Below are 15,772 nucleotides of genomic sequence, written 5' to 3' on the forward strand. Positions count from 1 at the left end.
TCCGGCCCGGGTGCCTTCCGACGTCCGGGCCTCGTGGAATGGGCCGGTGGACGCGACGCGTGCGCGCTCGTGGCTGCCCCCTGCCCTCCGCAAGGCCCCCGTGCCGAGCGAGGGAGAGTCCCACGTGACCATCGCGCCAGCAGATCCGGCTTCAGCCAGCGGCCTGGACACCGACGGTCCCGGTACCGCGTTGCTGCGGACCCTGACCGAGCTGACCGCCGACCTCCCCGACGCCGACCCCGGCCGGGTCGCCGCCGCCGCGCTGCGCGGCCGGTCGGCAGGCGCCGACGAGGCGGAGCTGCGGGAGCTGGCCACGGAGGCCGCCGCCGGGCTGATTTCCGAGGACCCCGCCTACTCCCGGCTGGCCGCCCGGCTGCTGACCCTCTCCATCCGCGCCGAGGCCGCCTCGCAGGGCGTGACGTCCTTCACCGAGTCCGTCGCGGTCGGCCACCGCGAGGGCCTCATCGCCGAGCGCACCGCCCAGTTCGCACGGCTGCACGCGGCCCGCCTCGACGCGCTGGTCGACGTGGCGGCCGACGACCGCTTCGGCTACTTCGGCCTGCGCACCCTGCACAGCCGCTACCTGCTGCGCCACCCGATCACCCGCAAGGTCATCGAGACCCCCCAGCACTTCATGCTGCGGGTCGCGAGCGGCCTCGCCGAGGACGACAGCGTCCGCTCCGTCGAGGAGGTCACCGCGCTCTACAGGCTCATGAGCCGCCTCGACTACCTGCCGTCCTCCCCCACGCTGTTCAACTCCGGCACGCGGCACCCCCAGATGTCGTCCTGCTACCTCCTCGACTCCCCGCTGGACGAGCTGGACTCCATCTACGACCGCTACCACCAGGTGGCCCGGCTGTCGAAGCACGCCGGCGGCATCGGGCTGTCGTACTCCCGGATCCGCAGCCGCGGTTCGCTGATCCGCGGCACCAACGGGCACTCCAACGGCATCGTGCCGTTCCTGAAGACGCTGGACGCCTCGGTGGCCGCCGTGAACCAGGGCGGCCGGCGCAAGGGTGCGGCCGCGGTGTACCTGGAGACCTGGCACTCCGACATCGAGGAGTTCCTGGAGCTGCGGGACAACACCGGTGAGGACGCCCGCCGTACGCACAACCTGAACCTCGCGCACTGGATCCCGGACGAGTTCATGCGCCGGGTCAACGCCGACGCCGAGTGGTCGCTGTTCTCCCCGGCGGACGTGCCCGAGCTGGTGGACCTGTGGGGCGCGGAGTTCGACGCCGCCTACCGCAAGGCCGAGGCGGCGGGCCTGGCGAAGAAGACCATCGCGGCCCGCGAGCTGTACGGCCGGATGATGCGCACCCTCGCGCAGACCGGCAACGGCTGGATGACCTTCAAGGACGCGGCCAACCGCACCGCCAACCAGACGGCCCTGCCGGGCCACGTGGTCCACTCCTCCAACCTCTGCACGGAGATCCTGGAGGTCACGGACGACGGCGAGACGGCGGTCTGCAACCTGGGTTCGGTGAACCTCGGCGCGTTCGTCGACACGGCGAGCGGCGACATCGACTGGCAGCGGCTGGACGAGACGGTCCGCACCGCCGTCACCTTCCTCGACCGGGTCGTGGACATCAACTTCTACCCGACCGAGCAGGCGGGCCGCTCCAACGCCAAGTGGCGTCCGGTCGGTCTCGGCGCGATGGGTCTGCAGGACGTCTTCTTCAAGCTGCGTCTGCCCTTCGACTCCGCCGAGGCCAAGGCCCTCTCGACACGGATCGCCGAGCGGATCATGCTCGCCGCGTACGAGGCCTCCGCCGACCTCGCCGAGCGCAGCGGCCCGGTGCCGGCCTGGGAGAAGACCCGTACGGCCCGGGGTGTGCTGCACCCGGACCACTACGACGTGGAGCTGACCTGGCCCGAGCGCTGGGACGCGCTGCGCCGGCGTGTTGCCGAGACGGGCCTGCGCAACTCGTTGCTCCTCGCGATCGCCCCGACGGCCACCATCGCCTCCATCGCCGGCGTGTACGAGTGCATCGAGCCGCAGGTGTCGAACCTGTTCAAGCGCGAGACGCTGTCGGGTGAGTTCCTCCAGGTCAACTCCTACCTGGTGCAGGACCTGAAGAACCTCGGCGTGTGGGACGCCCGTACCCGTGAGGCGCTGCGCGACTCGAACGGCTCGGTGCAGGACTTCGCGTGGATCCCCGAGGAGGTGCGCGCGCTGTACCGCACGGCGTGGGAGATCCCGCAGCGCGGCCTGATCGACATGGCCGCGGCCCGCACCCCGTTCCTGGACCAGTCGCAGTCCCTGAACCTGTTCCTGGAGACGCCGACGATCGGCAAGCTCTCCTCGATGTACGCGTACGCCTGGAAGTCGGGCCTGAAGACGACGTACTACCTGCGCTCCCGCCCGGCGACCCGGATCGCCCGCGCGGCCCAGGCGCAGTCCCCGAAGACCATCCCCGTCCAGCAGGCCGCCGACCCCGACGCGATCGCCTGCTCCCTGGAAAACCCCGAGTCCTGCGAGGCCTGCCAGTAATGTCCGACCGTCCTCAGAACCTTCTCGACCCGGGCTTCGAGCTGACCCTGCGTCCCATGCGCTACCCGGACTTCTACGAGCGCTACCGGGACGCGATCAAGAACACCTGGCACGTGGAGGAGGTCGACCTCCACTCGGACGTCGCCGACCTCGCGAAGCTGACGCCCGAGGAGCAGCACCTCATCGGCCGGCTGGTCGCCTTCTTCGCGACGGGTGACTCGATCGTCGCGAACAACCTGGTGCTGACGCTGTACAAGCACATCAACTCCCCCGAGGCGCGGCTGTACCTGAGCCGTCAGCTCTTCGAGGAGGCCGTGCACGTCCAGTTCTACCTGACCCTGCTGGACACCTACCTGCCCGACCCGGACGACCGCGCCGCCGCCTTCGCGGCCGTGGAGAACATCCCGTCCATCCGCGAGAAGGCGCAGTTCTGCTTCACGTGGATGGACTCGGTCGACCGGCTCGACCGGCTGGAGACGAAGGCGGACCGCCGTCGCTTCCTGCTGAACCTGATCTGCTTCGCCGCGTGCATCGAGGGCCTGTTCTTCTACGGCGCCTTCGCCTACGTCTACTGGTTCCGCAGCCGGGGTCTGCTGCACGGTCTCGCCACCGGCACCAACTGGGTGTTCCGCGACGAGACGATGCACATGTCGTTCGCCTTCGACGTGGTCGACACCGTCCGCAAGGAGGAGCCGGACCTCTTCGACGACGCGCTGCAGCAGCAGGTCACCGACATGCTGAGGGAGGCCGTCGAGGCCGAGCTGCAGTTCGCCCGCGACCTGTGCGGCGACGGCCTGCCGGGCATGAACACCGAGTCGATGCGCCAGTACCTGGAGTGCGTCGCCGACCAGCGTCTCACGCGCCTCGGCTTCGCCCCGGTGTACGGCTCGGAGAACCCGTTCTCCTTCATGGAGCTGCAGGGCGTCCAGGAGCTGACGAACTTCTTCGAGCGCCGCCCGTCGGCGTACCAGGTCGCGGTCGAGGGCACGGTCGACCTGGACGAGGACTTCTGATCCTGCTCCGCAGCGCCTACCGGCGCACGTTCCGCGGCCTGATCGCCGCGTGAGCGCGCGCCGGTATCAGGCGTTGTGCCTCACCATTCCACCGCCCTGAGCAGCAGGTCGTGCGGGCGCAGCGTGATGCCCACGCGGGTGGTGTCGTTCGACCCCGTGACCTGCTCGAAGCGGTACTTCGTCGAGATCGCCGCGGTGATCAGGGTCAGCTGGGTCATGGAGAAGTGGTCGCTGGGGCACTTGCGGTTGCCCGTGCTGAAGGGGCTCATGGCGTGCTTCGGCACCTGCCGTGCCCGCTCCGGCAGCCAGCGGTCGGGGTCGAAGTCGAGGTGGCGGTCGTAGGAGCGGGCATCGCGCTGGATCGCGTACGGGCTGTAGACGATGTCGGCCCCGGCCGGAATGCGATAGCCGCCGAGTGAGGTTTCGGTCACGGCACGCCGCGTCAATATCCATACGGCCGGCCTGAGCCGCATGGCCTCGACGACGACATTGTTGGTGTGGGTGAGTGCGCGGACGTGCTCGAATGCGACGGGTCGGCCGCCGGTCACGGATTGGACCTCGGTCCGTACCTTCTCGGCGTGTTCCGGGTGCGTGGCGAGGACTTGGAGCAGCCACATGATCGTGGAGGCCACTGTTTCGCTGCCCGGGGTGACTATCGCGACGACCTGGTCGTGGATCTCCTGTTCCCCGATGGGGTCGCCATTGTCGTCCTTCGCTTCCAGCAATGCCGTCAGCAAATCGTCCGGCTTTTGACCAGATGCCCTCCGCTCGGCGACGATCTCGTCGACCAGGAGATGCAAATCGGCCAAGGCCCAGTTGAATTCGCGGTTGGCCGGAAACGGCAGCCGGTACAGCGGTCCGAGCGGGACGACCATCCGGCGGTACATGCCGCGGAAGACGGTGGCGAGGTCGGTGCTCAGCCGCTCGGCGCGCTCGTCCATGTACTCGCCGCGCAGCAGGCAGCGGGCGGCGATGCGCACGGCGACCCGGAAGGACTCCGAGGTGCAGTCGATGGTCTCGCCGGGTTTCCAGCGCTCGGTGAGCCGATGCGCCTCCTCCTCCATGATCGGCCCGTAGCCGGGTATGGCGTCCAGCCGGAACGCGGGCTGTATGGTGCGCCGCTGGCGCCGGTGCCGGGGACCGTTGGCGGTGGCCACGCCCTCCTTGCCGAGCAGCCCCTCGAGGGACTCCCACAGCGGGCCGTCGATCTTGAAGTCGGGACTGAGCGCGAGCGCGCCGGTCAGCTCCGGCGTGGTGACGGCGTACACCGTCTTGGGGCCCAGTTTCAGGCGTACGACGTCACCGTGGTCGCGCAGCCCCGACATGAAGGCCAGCGGGTCGCGGACCAGTTTCAGGCCGTGCCCGAGGACCGGTATCGCGCCCCCGGCCAGCGGGGGTTCGCGCAGTTCGGCCGGCTCGGAGTTGGCCGGCCGCACGGACTCGAGGGTCATTTCTCACCTGCCGTTTCGTTGGTGACGTACGGGGGCGTGGACTGGTCGTCCCAGCTGTCGACCATGTACCGGCCGGACTCGTGGTGGAACCAGTAGACGGAGCTGAACCAGTTCCGCATATTGCCGACGCTGGCCCGCACCGCGATGCTCAGTTCCTTTTCGCGGACATTCCCTTCGGCAATTGCATCGGCGAACAGCAGGGCGTCCTGCTCGGCTTCGAGGAAGTCCTGGATGCACTCCTCGACGCGCCGCCTGACTTCGTCCACGGCCTCTTCGAGACTCAGTCCCTCATGGGTGATGAGGCAGATTCCGAGATTGTGCACCTCATCGCCCGCTATTTCCTTCGGCAGCGAGCACAGATCGTTGTACCAGGCGGCGAATTCCTGGGTGAGCAGCGCGGCCCGGCGGTAGACCGGGTTTTTCCGCACGGCGTCCGGGAGTTCGCATCCGGCGCTCACCTCGAGCAGGTCCGTCCATATCCAGTGGGCGAACGTGTGCCGGCGCAGGGCGAGGTATTCCTCGACGCCGGGTATGTATCCCTGGGTGCGGTTTCTGAATTCCCGGTCATAGGCCTCGATCACGGTGTGGAAGTGCCGGGCGAACCGCTGGTTCCAGGTGCGCGGCAGGAAGCCGTACAGCCGCAGCACACTGTCCGCGAAGCCCGCGACGAGTGGGTCGGGGTGGTGCAGATGGTGCCTGGGGGCGTCGAGGGCCGCGTGCAGGCGGTACCGCAGCCGCCGCCAGTCGCCCGCCCGGCCGTGCACGATGTCGCGGTCGTGGCGGTCGTCCCAGATGAAGAACCATGCGCTGTAGTCGGCGATGGCTTGCAGGACCTCGTCGGCGGCGTTCACGTAGAAGCCCGCCATCAGGTCGGTGTAGCAAAGTCCGTCGGCATATTCCTGCACCTTGCCCGCCGGCATGAGCTGCTTTTCCAGCAGCCAGAGCCGTGTCTTCTCCTGGAGTTGCGGCCAATACGGGTGCAGTTGCCGGGGAAAGGCGGACTCGATCACCGGGAGTGCCAGTGAGGGTGGTACTACGACCGCCGTCGGCGTCGCTGTGGTGCCGTGTGGGAAAGCTTGCACGAACAAACCCCTCTCAGCCGCCGGGAGCGCACACCCCTCCCGTTGTGCCGGGCGTGCGCCGTTGCGTATCCCCGCCGTTCCATTCAGCACCACAACTGACCGCCATGGGAACGGATTTGCTCCACTCACTACCCCAAGGTGCCGAGAATCCCCTCTTGCGTGACTGGTTAAGGATCATTAGGCGGCCTGATGGGATCGGTTGTACGACGCACGGATGAGCGAAGCCTGGTCATACGAAGGGCGCCCGACCGGGAGTGATCCCGGCCGGGCGCCCCAACGGCCTTGTGGTGCCTAGTCGTTGGCGACCACAGGGTACCGTGGCTCGTTCTCGGCCATCTGCCGCAGCGCGTCCTTGCGGTCCCGCTTGGACAGCCGGTCGATGTACAGGTAGCCGTAGAGGTGGTCGGTCTCGTGCTGCAAACAGCGTGCGAAGTAGCCGGTGCCACGGACCTTGATCGGGTTGCCCCGCTCGTCCTGGCCGGTCACCTCGGCATAGTCGGGACGCGCGAGCGGCGCGTAGGCCCCGGGCACGGACAGGCAGCCCTCGTTGCTGTCGTCCAGCCGCCGCCTGTCGGCCGGCAGCTCGGCCAGCTTCGGGTTGCACACCACGCCGGTGTGCCGGACGCCGTCGTCGTCCGGGCAGTCGTAGACGAAGACCTTCAGGTCGACGCCGATCTGGTTGGCGGCCAGGCCCACGCCCTCGGCGGTGCGCTGGCTGGCGAACATGTCGGCGACCAGCTGCTGCAGCTCCTCGCCGAACCCGGTGACGTCCTTGCACTCCTTGTGCAGCACCGGATTGCCGACGACCGTGACCGGCCGCGTGGTCCCGCGCTCCCGCCAGGCCTTCTCGCGCTCCTCGCAGTCCTGCGTGTCGACGACATAGCCCTCGTCGTCGACAGGGAGCACGCCCCCGTGCTGCTGATCGGTGTCCTGCTGCGCCATGACCGACGTACGCCTTCCTGCAACCTTGGAAAAGTCCCGAGCGAAAAAGTCTCGAGTACAGACTAAAGGTGGCTGGTCACCGTCGGCTCAGCAAACCTCTTCGAGATCACGCCAGTCCCTGGAGTCCGGGCTGTCCGCGACCCACCCGTCCAACAGCCCCCGGACGAGGGAGGCCGGCGCCGCGACTCCGCACTCGCGCTCCGGCACCCACAGCTGCCCGTCCGTCCGGTGCCCCAGCGGGCCGGGGTGACCCGGTTCACTGTGGTCGTGCGGGTCCAGGTGCACACCCTCACCCTCGTCGGAGGGCATCCGGGACTCCGAGCACATCCGGCACAGCAGCCGCACCGAGGAGGACCAGTCCTCCGCGGCGAACCCGGCGTCGGCCGCCAGCTGCTCCAACGCGTCCCGGTCCGCCTCCGTGGCCGCCTCCAGCAGGACCACCCAGGTCGGCACGGGCGAGGGCGCCCACAGCTCGATCTCGTCGAAGACCGGGTAGGCGTGGCCGGCGGACGTCGTGCGCTCGCCGTGCGGGACGCCGTCGTGCAGCACGACCTCGCCCCAGCGTCGCCCGGACGAGGGAAGCGGGATGGACAGCACCTCGATCCGCGCCGGGTCCAGCCTGCGGCCCCATACGACCTCGGCCTCGCCCTCCGGGGAGAGCCGTACGGCCGCGCTGCCCAGCTCCATGCCCGCCGGTTCCCCGGCCGCGGTGACACCGCCGGGCACCTTCAGGCCGTACGCCTGCCAGGCGCGGCGGGCCAGCGGCCAGTCCTGCAGGGCGGTGGCGGCGATGCCGACGTTCCACCAGTCGGGCGTGCCGGTCGCCCGGTCCAGGAGGGCCACGGCGCGCAGTCCGGCCGCACGGGCCTGCTCCCAGTCGTGCCGGAACTTGTGCAGCAGGGCGAGGTTGAACCAGGACTCCGACAGCCAGGGCTCCAGGTCGGCGGCCCGTGTCAGCAGCTCGCCCGCGTCCTCGTAGCGGCCGTCGCCGATGAGCGTGAACGCGCGGTCGGTGGCCTGCCGCCAGGAGGCGGAGGGCCGGTGTCGTCCCTTGCCGAAGATCCTCACGATTCCCGCCTGCCAGTTCCAGTTCCGCACAGTGGGCTGGCTTGTGCCCCCGGACACCCTCTCCCTCGCATCCAACCACGTACGGTGGGAAAGGCGCTCATTACCCATGGGTTACCCAGCCGGGGACGGGGTCAGACAGTGCCGTACGTCTCCCCTCCCCCGGCGCCGGTGCGGTCCGGCCCCAGTCGCGCGGCCGGGCGAGCACCCGGGCGAGGGCCTCGACCACCTCGGGCGCGTAGTCCCCGGCGGCGGCGAGCCGCAGCTCCTCCAACGCCCGCAGGGGGCCCTCGGGGCCGGTGTCCCGGGTCTTCTCCTCGTAGGCGTTCACGGCCCTGACGATCCGCGCGGCCAGGGGCTGTTCCCGGCACGGGTCGGCCTGCCGCTCGACCACGACGGCGACGGCGGCGTCCACCCCGGTCTGCCGTACGACGGCGCCGCCGAGCAGCGCGATCCGGCGCTGCTCGGCGGCCGGCAGTCCGGCGGTGGCGCCGGCCGGGACCGGGTCGACGAGGCTGAGCTGGCCGATGTCGTGCATGAGGGCCGCGTACTCCAGAACGGTCAGTTCGCCTCCGGCCAGCCCGAGATCGCGGCCCACGGCGAGGCTGAGCGCGGCGACCCGGCGGGCGTGGCCCGTGGGGGTGCAGCCGGCGATCTCGGTGGCACGGGCGAGGGAGGCGATGGTCTGCCGGTAGGTGGCACGCACGGCCGCGTAGCGTCGTACGGAGAGCTGGGTGAGCAGCAGGGGCAGACAGAACACGGGCAGCGCCCACAGTCCGGCGACGGCCACCGCGAGCGCGATCACGGCGCCGGTCGCCCCGACGGCGGAGCCGATGCCGAGCAGTCCGCGCAGTTCCTCGCGCAGCAGCGGGGCGAACGGCCAGCGGGTGCGGGAGTGGGCGAGGGCGGCAGCCAGGACGGCGTCGCACAGGCCGGTGAGGCCGCTCAGGGCGACGAGGAGCAGGGCGTAGGCGGGGCCGCTCCAGGAGGCGAACAGGCCCTGGCTGTACAAGGGTTGGAAGCAGACCGCGGCGAATCCGACGGTGAGGACGCGGCGGGCGAGATGGTCGAGGGTGGGGGTGCGGCCGGACCAGATGTGCGGGACGGTGCCGAGCACGGTGGCGGTGAGGACGACGGTGACGACCTGGGCGGCGTGCTGCCCGGTGGGCCGTCCCGCGTCGGCGCCGAGCAGGGCGTACGCCAGTGAGCCCGCGGCGCCGATCGGCGCGGCCTGGCGTACCTCGTCGTCGCTCCACCGGGTCAGCTCGCCGACGGCTATGAGCACCCCGAAGGCAAGCGCGATGCCCCGGTCGGCGAGGCCGGTGCCCAGGGTGGCCGCGAGGGATCCGGCCGCGGTGAGGACGGCGGCAGCGTGGATCAGCCGCAGGGCGGTCACCGGGGTGTCCCGGTGCCGGCCACCCGATCCCGGGACGCCGCCTTGTGCGCCGGTTCGTCGGCGGTGACGGTGGGATGCCAGCCCTGGCGGCCCAGGACCCGGATCAGCGCGGCGACCATCCGGGGGTCGAACTGCGTACCGGCGCAGCGCTCCAGCTCGGCGACGGCCGTCTCTACGGGCCGGGCCCTGCGGTAGGAGCGGGTGGAGGTCATGGCGTCGAAGGCGTCCGCGACGGCGACGACCCGGGCGCACTCGGGGATCTGGGTGCCGATGAGGCCGTACGGGTAGCCGCTGCCGTCGAGGCGTTCGTGGTGGTGCAGGATCGCCGCGCGGGCCTCGCCGAGGAAGGAGATCCCGCGGACCATCTCATGGCCGTACTCGGGGTGCAGTTCGATGATCCGGCGCTCCTCGGGGGTGAGCGGTCCCTCCTTGCGCAGCAGCCGGGTGGGGACGCCGAGCTTGCCGACGTCGTGCAGGATGCCGGCGAAGCGCAGCACCTCGACGCGGTCGTCGTCCATGCCCAGTTCGCGGGCGATCAGCACGGAGGCCTGGCCCACGCGCTCGCTGTGGCCGCGGGTGTAGCCGTCCTTGATGTCGACGGCCTGCACCAGGGCGCGGATGGTGGCCTGGTGGGCGGCGCGTTCGCGGTGGTACTGGGCGAAGATCCACCAGGAGACCCACATCGGCAGCAGCACGAGCAGCGCGGCGACCGGGCCGTACGGGCTGCGCCACAGCACGGCCATCATCAGCCCGGCGAGTCCGTGCACGGCGACCGGTGCGAGCGAGCGGGACAGCAGCCCGCGCCAGGCCCGGCGCAGCGGCACCCTGCCCCACTGCCCGAAAGGCGTGGGAGGTGCCCCCACGCCCATGGCCAGGATGCCGCCGTCGAGGACGGTGAGGATCAGGCAGAAGGCGAGGACGGCCGCGCCGGCGGGCAGCAGGGCGTAGGGGAAGTCGGAGGCGACGACGGCATCCCGCCCGCCGAGCGTCCAGTGCACCTCGGCGGCGCCCCACACGGCGAGCGCGGGCCGCGCGGCCCGCCAGACGCGCCGCAGCAGGGCGGGCCGGTGCTCGACCGGGCACAGCAGGGCGGCTGCCAGCGGGACGAGCGCGGCGGCCGGCGGGGGCAGCAGGAACGCCCCGGCGAGCAGGACGGGATGGAACGTGCTGCCGAAGCGACGCCGTACGGCGTACTCGCACGCGGTGTAGAGCGCACAGAGCAAGCCGAGCGCCCACCACGGCGTGCGGATCGCCGGCAGCGGCAGCAGGCAGAGCAGCGCCAGCACGGCGACGGCGGCCACATAGCCGCGCGCTCTCGCCGGAACCGCCTCCATCGCGCCCCTCCCCGACCGTGGACCGTGCCTGTCCGGGCTCGGAGCCTAGGCCTGGAACCGAGGGGTTTGGGGCTTATGACCTGAGGATTAGCACGTTCGGGTGACGGGAGGGGTGACGCGGCGGTCAGCTCTCCTGGGGGGTCGTCGTCACATCGTGCTCGGGCACGACCTGTCCGGAGCGGATCAGGTCGAGCCGCCCCATGACCTTGGCGCGCAGGTCCGCGGGCACGTCGTCATGCCCGCAGCACCGCTTGACCAGCTTCTTCACGGCCTGCTCCAGGCCGTACTTCTCCAGGCACGGGGAGCATTCCTCGAAGTGGTGCCGGAACTTGTCGCGATCGACGTCCGGCATCTCGCTGTCGAGGAACTCGTACAGGTGGTCGAGGACCTCACTGCAGTCCGTCTCGTGCGGCTCTCCGCAGCTCATGAGCCCGAGCCTTTCGCTTCGTTCGACTCTCCCGCGCCCGCCGGGACCAGCCCGCGGTCACGGGCGTAGTCCTCCAGCATGCCGCGCAGTTGACGGCGGCCCCGGTGCAGCCGGGACATCACCGTACCGATGGGTGTCCCCATGATGTCCGCGATCTCCTTGTACGCAAAGCCCTCTACGTCCGCGAGATAGACGGCGATGCGGAACTCCTCGGGGATCGCCTGCAGCGCTTCCTTCACGTCGGAGTCGGGCAGGTGGTCGAGCGCCTGCGACTCGGCGGAGCGCAGACCCGTCGACATGTGCGACTCGGCGCGGGCGAGCTGCCAGTCCTCGATCTCCTCCGCGGCGGAGCGCTGGGGCTCGCGCTGCTTCTTGCGGTAGGAGTTGATGAACGTGTTGGTGAGGATCCGGTACAGCCAGGCCTTGAGGTTGGTGCCCTCGCGGAACTGGTGGAAGGACGCGTACGCCTTGGCGTACGTCTCCTGCACCAGGTCCTCGGCGTCGGCCGGGTTGCGTGTCATGCGCAGCGCGGCCGAGTACATCTGGTCGAGGAATTCGAGCGCGTCCCGCTCGAAGCGCGCGCTGCGCTCCGTGCTGGACTCGGAGGCCGCCTCCGCGCCCATGCCCCGGCCCTCGGGCTGCTCCGCCTGGCCGTTGTCGGTCCCTGCGTCGGTACCGGTGACCGGACCCACCTCCTCAAGATCCCGGGCGGGACCGAGTCCGGTCCCACTCGTTTCGGAGGATAGAACACGACCCGTGCCTGCCGCCGCTCGAATAGGAGCGGCCTTGGCCGCGTGGAGCACCGTCCAGTCCAGGTCGGCGCTGCGCTCGCGGCTCGGGCAGATGGTCGGACCCATGCGGCGGACTTCCTTCCCCTACGACGTCGGTGCCGAGGCCTCAGCACTTCTGTCCGCCACAACAGTGGCCCGGCGCGGGGCATTCCCTGCCGTCACCCGAGTGACGCGAGCCACTTCGCGACGCTCTCCGTGATGATCTCCAGGGCCCGCTCCTGGGTGATCACGGCGCGCTTGGGGACCGCGAAGCCATGATCCCCGTACGCCACCTCGACCAGCTCGTACGAGCCCTTGGGGAACTCCTCCGGCTTGCCGAAGGGGTCGTTGCCGCCCTGTACGACGAGCGTGGGCACCCCGGTCCCGAGCAGTTCCCCAGCGCGGGACTTCTCCGGCTTGCCCGGCGGGTGCAGCGGGAAGCTCAGCGCGAGCACGGCGTGCGCGCCCAGCTCGGTGGCCGTACGGCAGGCGACCCGGGCCCCGGCGCTCCGCCCGCCGGAGACCACGGGCAGCTCCATCCCGGCCAGCGCGGGCCAGATGCCGCGCCAGCCGGCGTCGAGCGTCTTCGGCGCGGGCGCGAGCTTTCTGCCCGCGACCCGCCAGGGCTGCTCGACCAGCGCCACGGTGACACCCTGCGCCGGGAGGGCCTGGGCCAGGGCTTGCAGGTCGCGCGCCTCGACGCCCCCGCCGGCCCCGTGGCTCACGGCGAGGACGAGCCGGGGCCTCTTCGCCTTGCGCCAGGTGATGCGTGCGGTCCCGGCGTCGGTCTCGACAATCTCGATCACGCTAGAAGAGTGTGCCCTCTTCCGGCGCCTCCAGCTCCTTCAGCAGCTCCGCGCCGTTGTTGCGGACGTTGCTGACGGCCGTGGAGACCGGGTAGGCGCGCATCAGGCCGGGCGGGGGCGGGGCGAGCAGGTCTCGCAGGGCCTCGGGGTCGGTGCGGGCCGGGTCGAGCCAGGCGTCCCAGCGGTCCGGGGTGAGCATCAGCGGCATCCGGGGGTGGATCTCGGCGAGCGTGCCCGGGCCCTTTGCGGGGGCCACGGCCAGCGGGGTCCGCTCGGCCTCCGTGGTGATCACCGAGCACGTCGCCCACCAGGCCTGCGGGTGGTCGTCGGGCAGGGTGCGGTCGCGCCAGAACTCGTACAGCCCGGCCATCGCGAACACCGAGCCGTCGGCGGGCAGCACGAAGTACGGCTGCTTGCGCGGCCGCTTCTTCCTGCCCTCGACCTCCAGGTCGCGCTCCTGCTCGCCGGTGACCCACTCGTAGTAGCCGTCGGCGGGGATGATGCAGCGCCGGGCGGCGAAGGCGCGACGGTAGGCGGGCTTCTCGTGCACCGTCTCCGCGCGCGCGTTGATCATCCGGGCGCCGCCCTCGGGCGTCTTGGCCCAGGACGGCACCAGTCCCCACTTCAGTTTGCGCAGCTGGCGAACCGGACGCGGGGAGTCCGCGTCTTTCAGGGGGCGGTCGAGGACCGCGTAGACCTCCTTGGTCGGCGCCACGTTGTAGTCGGGCGCCAAGGTCTCCTCGGGGTCCCACTTCTCGATCTCAAAGACTCCTGCGAGATCCTCGGGCCTACGACTCGATGCATACCGTCCGCACATACGTGCCACACTGCCAGGCCCACCCGTCACCCGACCACCACCCCTCGACGACGGCGCTCCGCGCCGACCCCTACCGACTCGACGACAGGGAGCCATCACCGGAATGGACAGCCTCGCCATCACCTCGCTGCCCGATCTCTGGGACCGGCTCACCGGCACCCAGCCCGATCCCGACCTGTGGGTCGTGATCGCGACGCTCGCCGCCGCGCTGGCCGTCGTCGTCCCGCACCCGGTGTGGCGCATATCGCGCAACGCGGTCACCATCGCGCACGAGGGCGGCCACGGCCTGACCGCCCTGCTCACCGGCCGGCAGCTCACCGGCATCCGGCTGCACTCCGACACCAGCGGCCTCACGGTCAGCCGGGGCAAGCCGTACGGGCTGGGCATGATCCTGACGGCGGCGGCGGGGTACACGGCGCCCTCCCTGCTGGGGCTGGGCGGGGCCGCTCTGCTGGCCGCGGGCCGCATCACCCTCCTGCTCTGGGTCGCCACGGCCCTGCTGGTGGTGATGCTGGTGATGATCCGCAACGCGTACGGCGTCCTGACCGTGGTGCTGGCCGGGGGCGCCTTCGTGCTGGTGTCCTGGCTGACCGGACCCCAGGTGCAGGCCGCGTTCGCCTACGCGGCGGTGTGGTTCCTGCTGCTCGGCGGGGTCCGGCCGCCCTTCGAACTGCAGGCCAAGCGCAGCCGGGGCGGCGCGGGCGACTCGGACGCGGACCAGCTGTCCCGCCTGACCCACGTGCCGGCGGGGCTGTGGCTGTTCCTGTTCCACGCGGTGTCGCTGTGCTCGTTGATCGGCGGCGGGCGCTGGCTGCTGGAAGGTTGACGGCCGAGCCTCCTTATAAAGTGGGCTCATGGCCCCGAACACCGCCCTTCCCGCACTCTGGCCCGCCCCGCACGCGAGCGGAGCCGTCGACGCGACGGTCCACGTGCCGGGGTCCAAGTCGGTCACCAACCGCGCCCTCGTCCTCGCCGCCCTCGCCTCCGAGCCCGGCTGGCTGCGCCGCCCGCTGCGCTCGCGCGACACCCTGCTGATGGCAGGTGCGCTGCGCGCGATGGGTGTCGAGATCGAGGAAGGGGTCGGCCCCGACGGCACCGGCGAGGCCTGGCGGGTGCTGCCCACCGGCCTGCACGGCCCGGCCACGGTCGACGTCGGCAACGCCGGCACGGTGATGCGCTTCCTGCCGCCGGTGGCCGCGCTGGCCGACGGACCGATCCGCTTCGACGGCGACCCGCGGTCGTACGAGCGCCCGCTGAACGGCGTGATCGACGCGCTGCGCGTGCTCGGCGCCCGGATCGACGACGACGGCCGGGGCGCGCTGCCGCTGACCGTGCACGGCGGCGGGGCGCTGGACGGCGGCCCGGTGTCGATCGACGCGTCCTCCTCGTCCCAGTTCGTATCGGCCCTCCTGCTCTCCGGCCCGCGCTTCAACCAGGGCGTCGAGGTCCGCCACACCGGCACGACCCTGCCCTCCATGCCGCACATCCGGATGACCGTGGACATGCTGCGCGCGGTCGGCGCCCAGGTGGACACCCCGGAGTCGGGCGGCGAGCCGAACGTGTGGCGGGTGACGCCGGGCGCGCTGCTGGGCCGGGACCTGACGATCGAGCCGGACCTGTCCAACGCCCAGCCGTTCCTGGCGGCGGCGCTGGTGACCGGCGGCAAGGTGGTCGTCCCCGACTGGCCGGAGCGGACCACGCAGCCCGGCGACCGGCTGCGGGAGATCTTCACCGAGATGGGCGGTTCCTGTGAACTCACCGACTACGGGCTGGTGTTCACCGGTTCGGGTGCCATCCACGGTATCGACGTGGACCTCGGCGACGTCGGCGAGCTGACCCCCGGCATCGCGGCCGTGGCCGCCCTCGCCGACTCCCCCTCCACCCTGCGGGGCGTGGCCCATCTGCGGCTGCACGAGACGGACCGGCTGGCCGCGCTCACCAAGGAGATCAACGAACTCGGCGGTGACGTCACGGAGACGGCCGACGGCCTGCACATCCGCCCGCGACCGCTGCACGGCGGGACCTTCCACACCTACGAGGACCACCGCATGGCGACCGCCGGCGCGATCCTCGGCCTGGCGGCCCGGGACGTGCTCATCGAGAACGTGGCGACGACGGCCAAGACCCTGCCGGACTTCCCCGAGCTGTGGACCGGGATGCTCGGGCAGTAGGGAC

Annotated in this window: 14 protein-coding genes; 4 read left to right on the top strand and 10 right to left on the bottom strand. The window is 71.0% G+C overall.

The genetic code is table 11. The features are described 5' to 3' along the window. Positions 1–124: 124 nt before the first annotated feature. On the top strand, positions 125–2,494 hold the full coding sequence (locus tag A6P39_RS16140) for a ribonucleoside-diphosphate reductase subunit alpha (RefSeq protein ID WP_275883862.1): 2,370 nt from the start codon (positions 125–127) through the stop codon (positions 2,492–2,494). Next, positions 2,494–3,507 (top strand): ribonucleotide-diphosphate reductase subunit beta, encoded by a 1,014-nt coding sequence (locus tag A6P39_RS16145; RefSeq protein WP_067038555.1) that lies wholly within the window; start codon positions 2,494–2,496, stop codon positions 3,505–3,507. Before A6P39_RS16140 ends, A6P39_RS16145 begins: the two co-directional genes overlap by 1 nt. 80 nt (positions 3,508–3,587) lie before the next feature. Here A6P39_RS16145 and A6P39_RS16150 read toward each other — a convergent pair whose 3' ends face one another. The 10 genes from A6P39_RS16150 to A6P39_RS16195 all read right to left on the bottom strand — a co-directional run bounded on the left by A6P39_RS16150 (position 3,588) and on the right by A6P39_RS16195 (position 13,597). Then, positions 3,588–4,958 (bottom strand): bifunctional albaflavenone monooxygenase/terpene synthase, encoded by a 1,371-nt coding sequence (locus tag A6P39_RS16150; RefSeq protein ID WP_067038558.1) that lies wholly within the window; start codon positions 4,956–4,958, stop codon positions 3,588–3,590. Next, positions 4,955–6,040 (bottom strand): epi-isozizaene synthase, encoded by a 1,086-nt coding sequence (gene cyc1 / locus A6P39_RS16155; RefSeq protein ID WP_107304177.1) that lies wholly within the window; start codon positions 6,038–6,040, stop codon positions 4,955–4,957. Before cyc1 ends, A6P39_RS16150 begins: the two co-directional genes overlap by 4 nt. Before the next feature lie 291 nt (positions 6,041–6,331). Beyond that, positions 6,332–6,982, bottom strand: coding sequence for a peptide deformylase (def, locus tag A6P39_RS16160; protein WP_067038562.1), 651 nt, complete (start codon positions 6,980–6,982; stop codon positions 6,332–6,334). Positions 6,983–7,069: 87 nt separating this feature from the next. Next, positions 7,070–8,050: a hypothetical protein gene (locus A6P39_RS16165; protein ID WP_067038764.1), complete on the bottom strand. Its 981-nt coding sequence runs from the start codon at positions 8,048–8,050 to the stop codon at positions 7,070–7,072. A gap of 100 nt (positions 8,051–8,150) precedes the next feature. Beyond that, the gene (locus A6P39_RS16170) at positions 8,151–9,443 is read right to left on the bottom strand and encodes an HD-GYP domain-containing protein (protein ID WP_067038564.1); all 1,293 of its coding nucleotides are present in this window, start codon (positions 9,441–9,443) and stop codon (positions 8,151–8,153) included. Beyond that, positions 9,440–10,777, bottom strand: a complete 1,338-nt coding sequence (locus A6P39_RS16175; RefSeq protein WP_067038566.1) for an HD-GYP domain-containing protein — start codon at positions 10,775–10,777, stop codon at positions 9,440–9,442. Before A6P39_RS16175 ends, A6P39_RS16170 begins: the two co-directional genes overlap by 4 nt. Before the next feature lie 124 nt (positions 10,778–10,901). After that, positions 10,902–11,204 carry a mycothiol system anti-sigma-R factor gene (rsrA, locus tag A6P39_RS16180; RefSeq protein WP_067038568.1) on the bottom strand — a complete coding sequence of 101 codons (303 nt, stop codon included), beginning with the start codon at positions 11,202–11,204 and terminating at the stop codon, positions 10,902–10,904. Further along, complete coding sequence (gene sigR, locus A6P39_RS16185; RefSeq protein WP_067038570.1) at positions 11,201–11,896, bottom strand: RNA polymerase sigma factor SigR; 696 nt, start codon at positions 11,894–11,896, stop codon at positions 11,201–11,203. Before sigR ends, rsrA begins: the two co-directional genes overlap by 4 nt. Before the next feature lie 257 nt (positions 11,897–12,153). After that, positions 12,154–12,780 (bottom strand): alpha/beta hydrolase family protein, encoded by a 627-nt coding sequence (locus tag A6P39_RS16190; protein WP_067038571.1) that lies wholly within the window; start codon positions 12,778–12,780, stop codon positions 12,154–12,156. Position 12,781: 1 nt separating this feature from the next. After that, complete coding sequence (locus tag A6P39_RS16195; RefSeq protein WP_067038573.1) at positions 12,782–13,597, bottom strand: SOS response-associated peptidase; 816 nt, start codon at positions 13,595–13,597, stop codon at positions 12,782–12,784. Between the two features lie 103 nt (positions 13,598–13,700). On the opposite strand from A6P39_RS16195, the gene A6P39_RS16200 reads away from it, so the two are divergent. Continuing rightward, positions 13,701–14,423 carry a M50 family metallopeptidase gene (locus A6P39_RS16200; RefSeq protein WP_067038575.1) on the top strand — a complete coding sequence of 241 codons (723 nt, stop codon included), beginning with the start codon at positions 13,701–13,703 and terminating at the stop codon, positions 14,421–14,423. Positions 14,424–14,451: 28 nt separating this feature from the next. Next, a complete protein-coding gene (gene aroA, locus A6P39_RS16205) occupies positions 14,452–15,768 on the top strand; it encodes a 3-phosphoshikimate 1-carboxyvinyltransferase (RefSeq protein ID WP_067038577.1) in 1,317 nt (438 codons plus the stop codon). Positions 15,769–15,772 lie beyond the last annotated feature (4 nt).

Source organism: Streptomyces sp. FXJ1.172, from assembly GCF_001636945.3.
GTDB lineage: Bacteria > Actinomycetota > Actinomycetes > Streptomycetales > Streptomycetaceae > Streptomyces.

Excerpts from the sequence above, each read along its gene's own strand:
- A6P39_RS16145 (WP_067038555.1), top strand. The coding sequence starts at position 2,494 with ATGTCCGACCGTCCTCAGAACCTTCTCGACCCGGGCTTCGAGCTGACC.
- A6P39_RS16150 (WP_067038558.1), bottom strand. The coding sequence starts at position 4,958 with ATGACCCTCGAGTCCGTGCGGCCGGCCAACTCCGAGCCGGCCGAACTG.
- def (WP_067038562.1), bottom strand. The coding sequence starts at position 6,982 with ATGGCGCAGCAGGACACCGATCAGCAGCACGGGGGCGTGCTCCCTGTC.
- A6P39_RS16175 (WP_067038566.1), bottom strand. The coding sequence starts at position 10,777 with ATGGAGGCGGTTCCGGCGAGAGCGCGCGGCTATGTGGCCGCCGTCGCC.
- rsrA (WP_067038568.1), bottom strand. The coding sequence starts at position 11,204 with ATGAGCTGCGGAGAGCCGCACGAGACGGACTGCAGTGAGGTCCTCGAC.
- A6P39_RS16195 (WP_067038573.1), bottom strand. The coding sequence starts at position 13,597 with ATGTGCGGACGGTATGCATCGAGTCGTAGGCCCGAGGATCTCGCAGGA.
- A6P39_RS16200 (WP_067038575.1), top strand. The coding sequence starts at position 13,701 with ATGGACAGCCTCGCCATCACCTCGCTGCCCGATCTCTGGGACCGGCTC.
- aroA (WP_067038577.1), top strand. The coding sequence starts at position 14,452 with ATGGCCCCGAACACCGCCCTTCCCGCACTCTGGCCCGCCCCGCACGCG.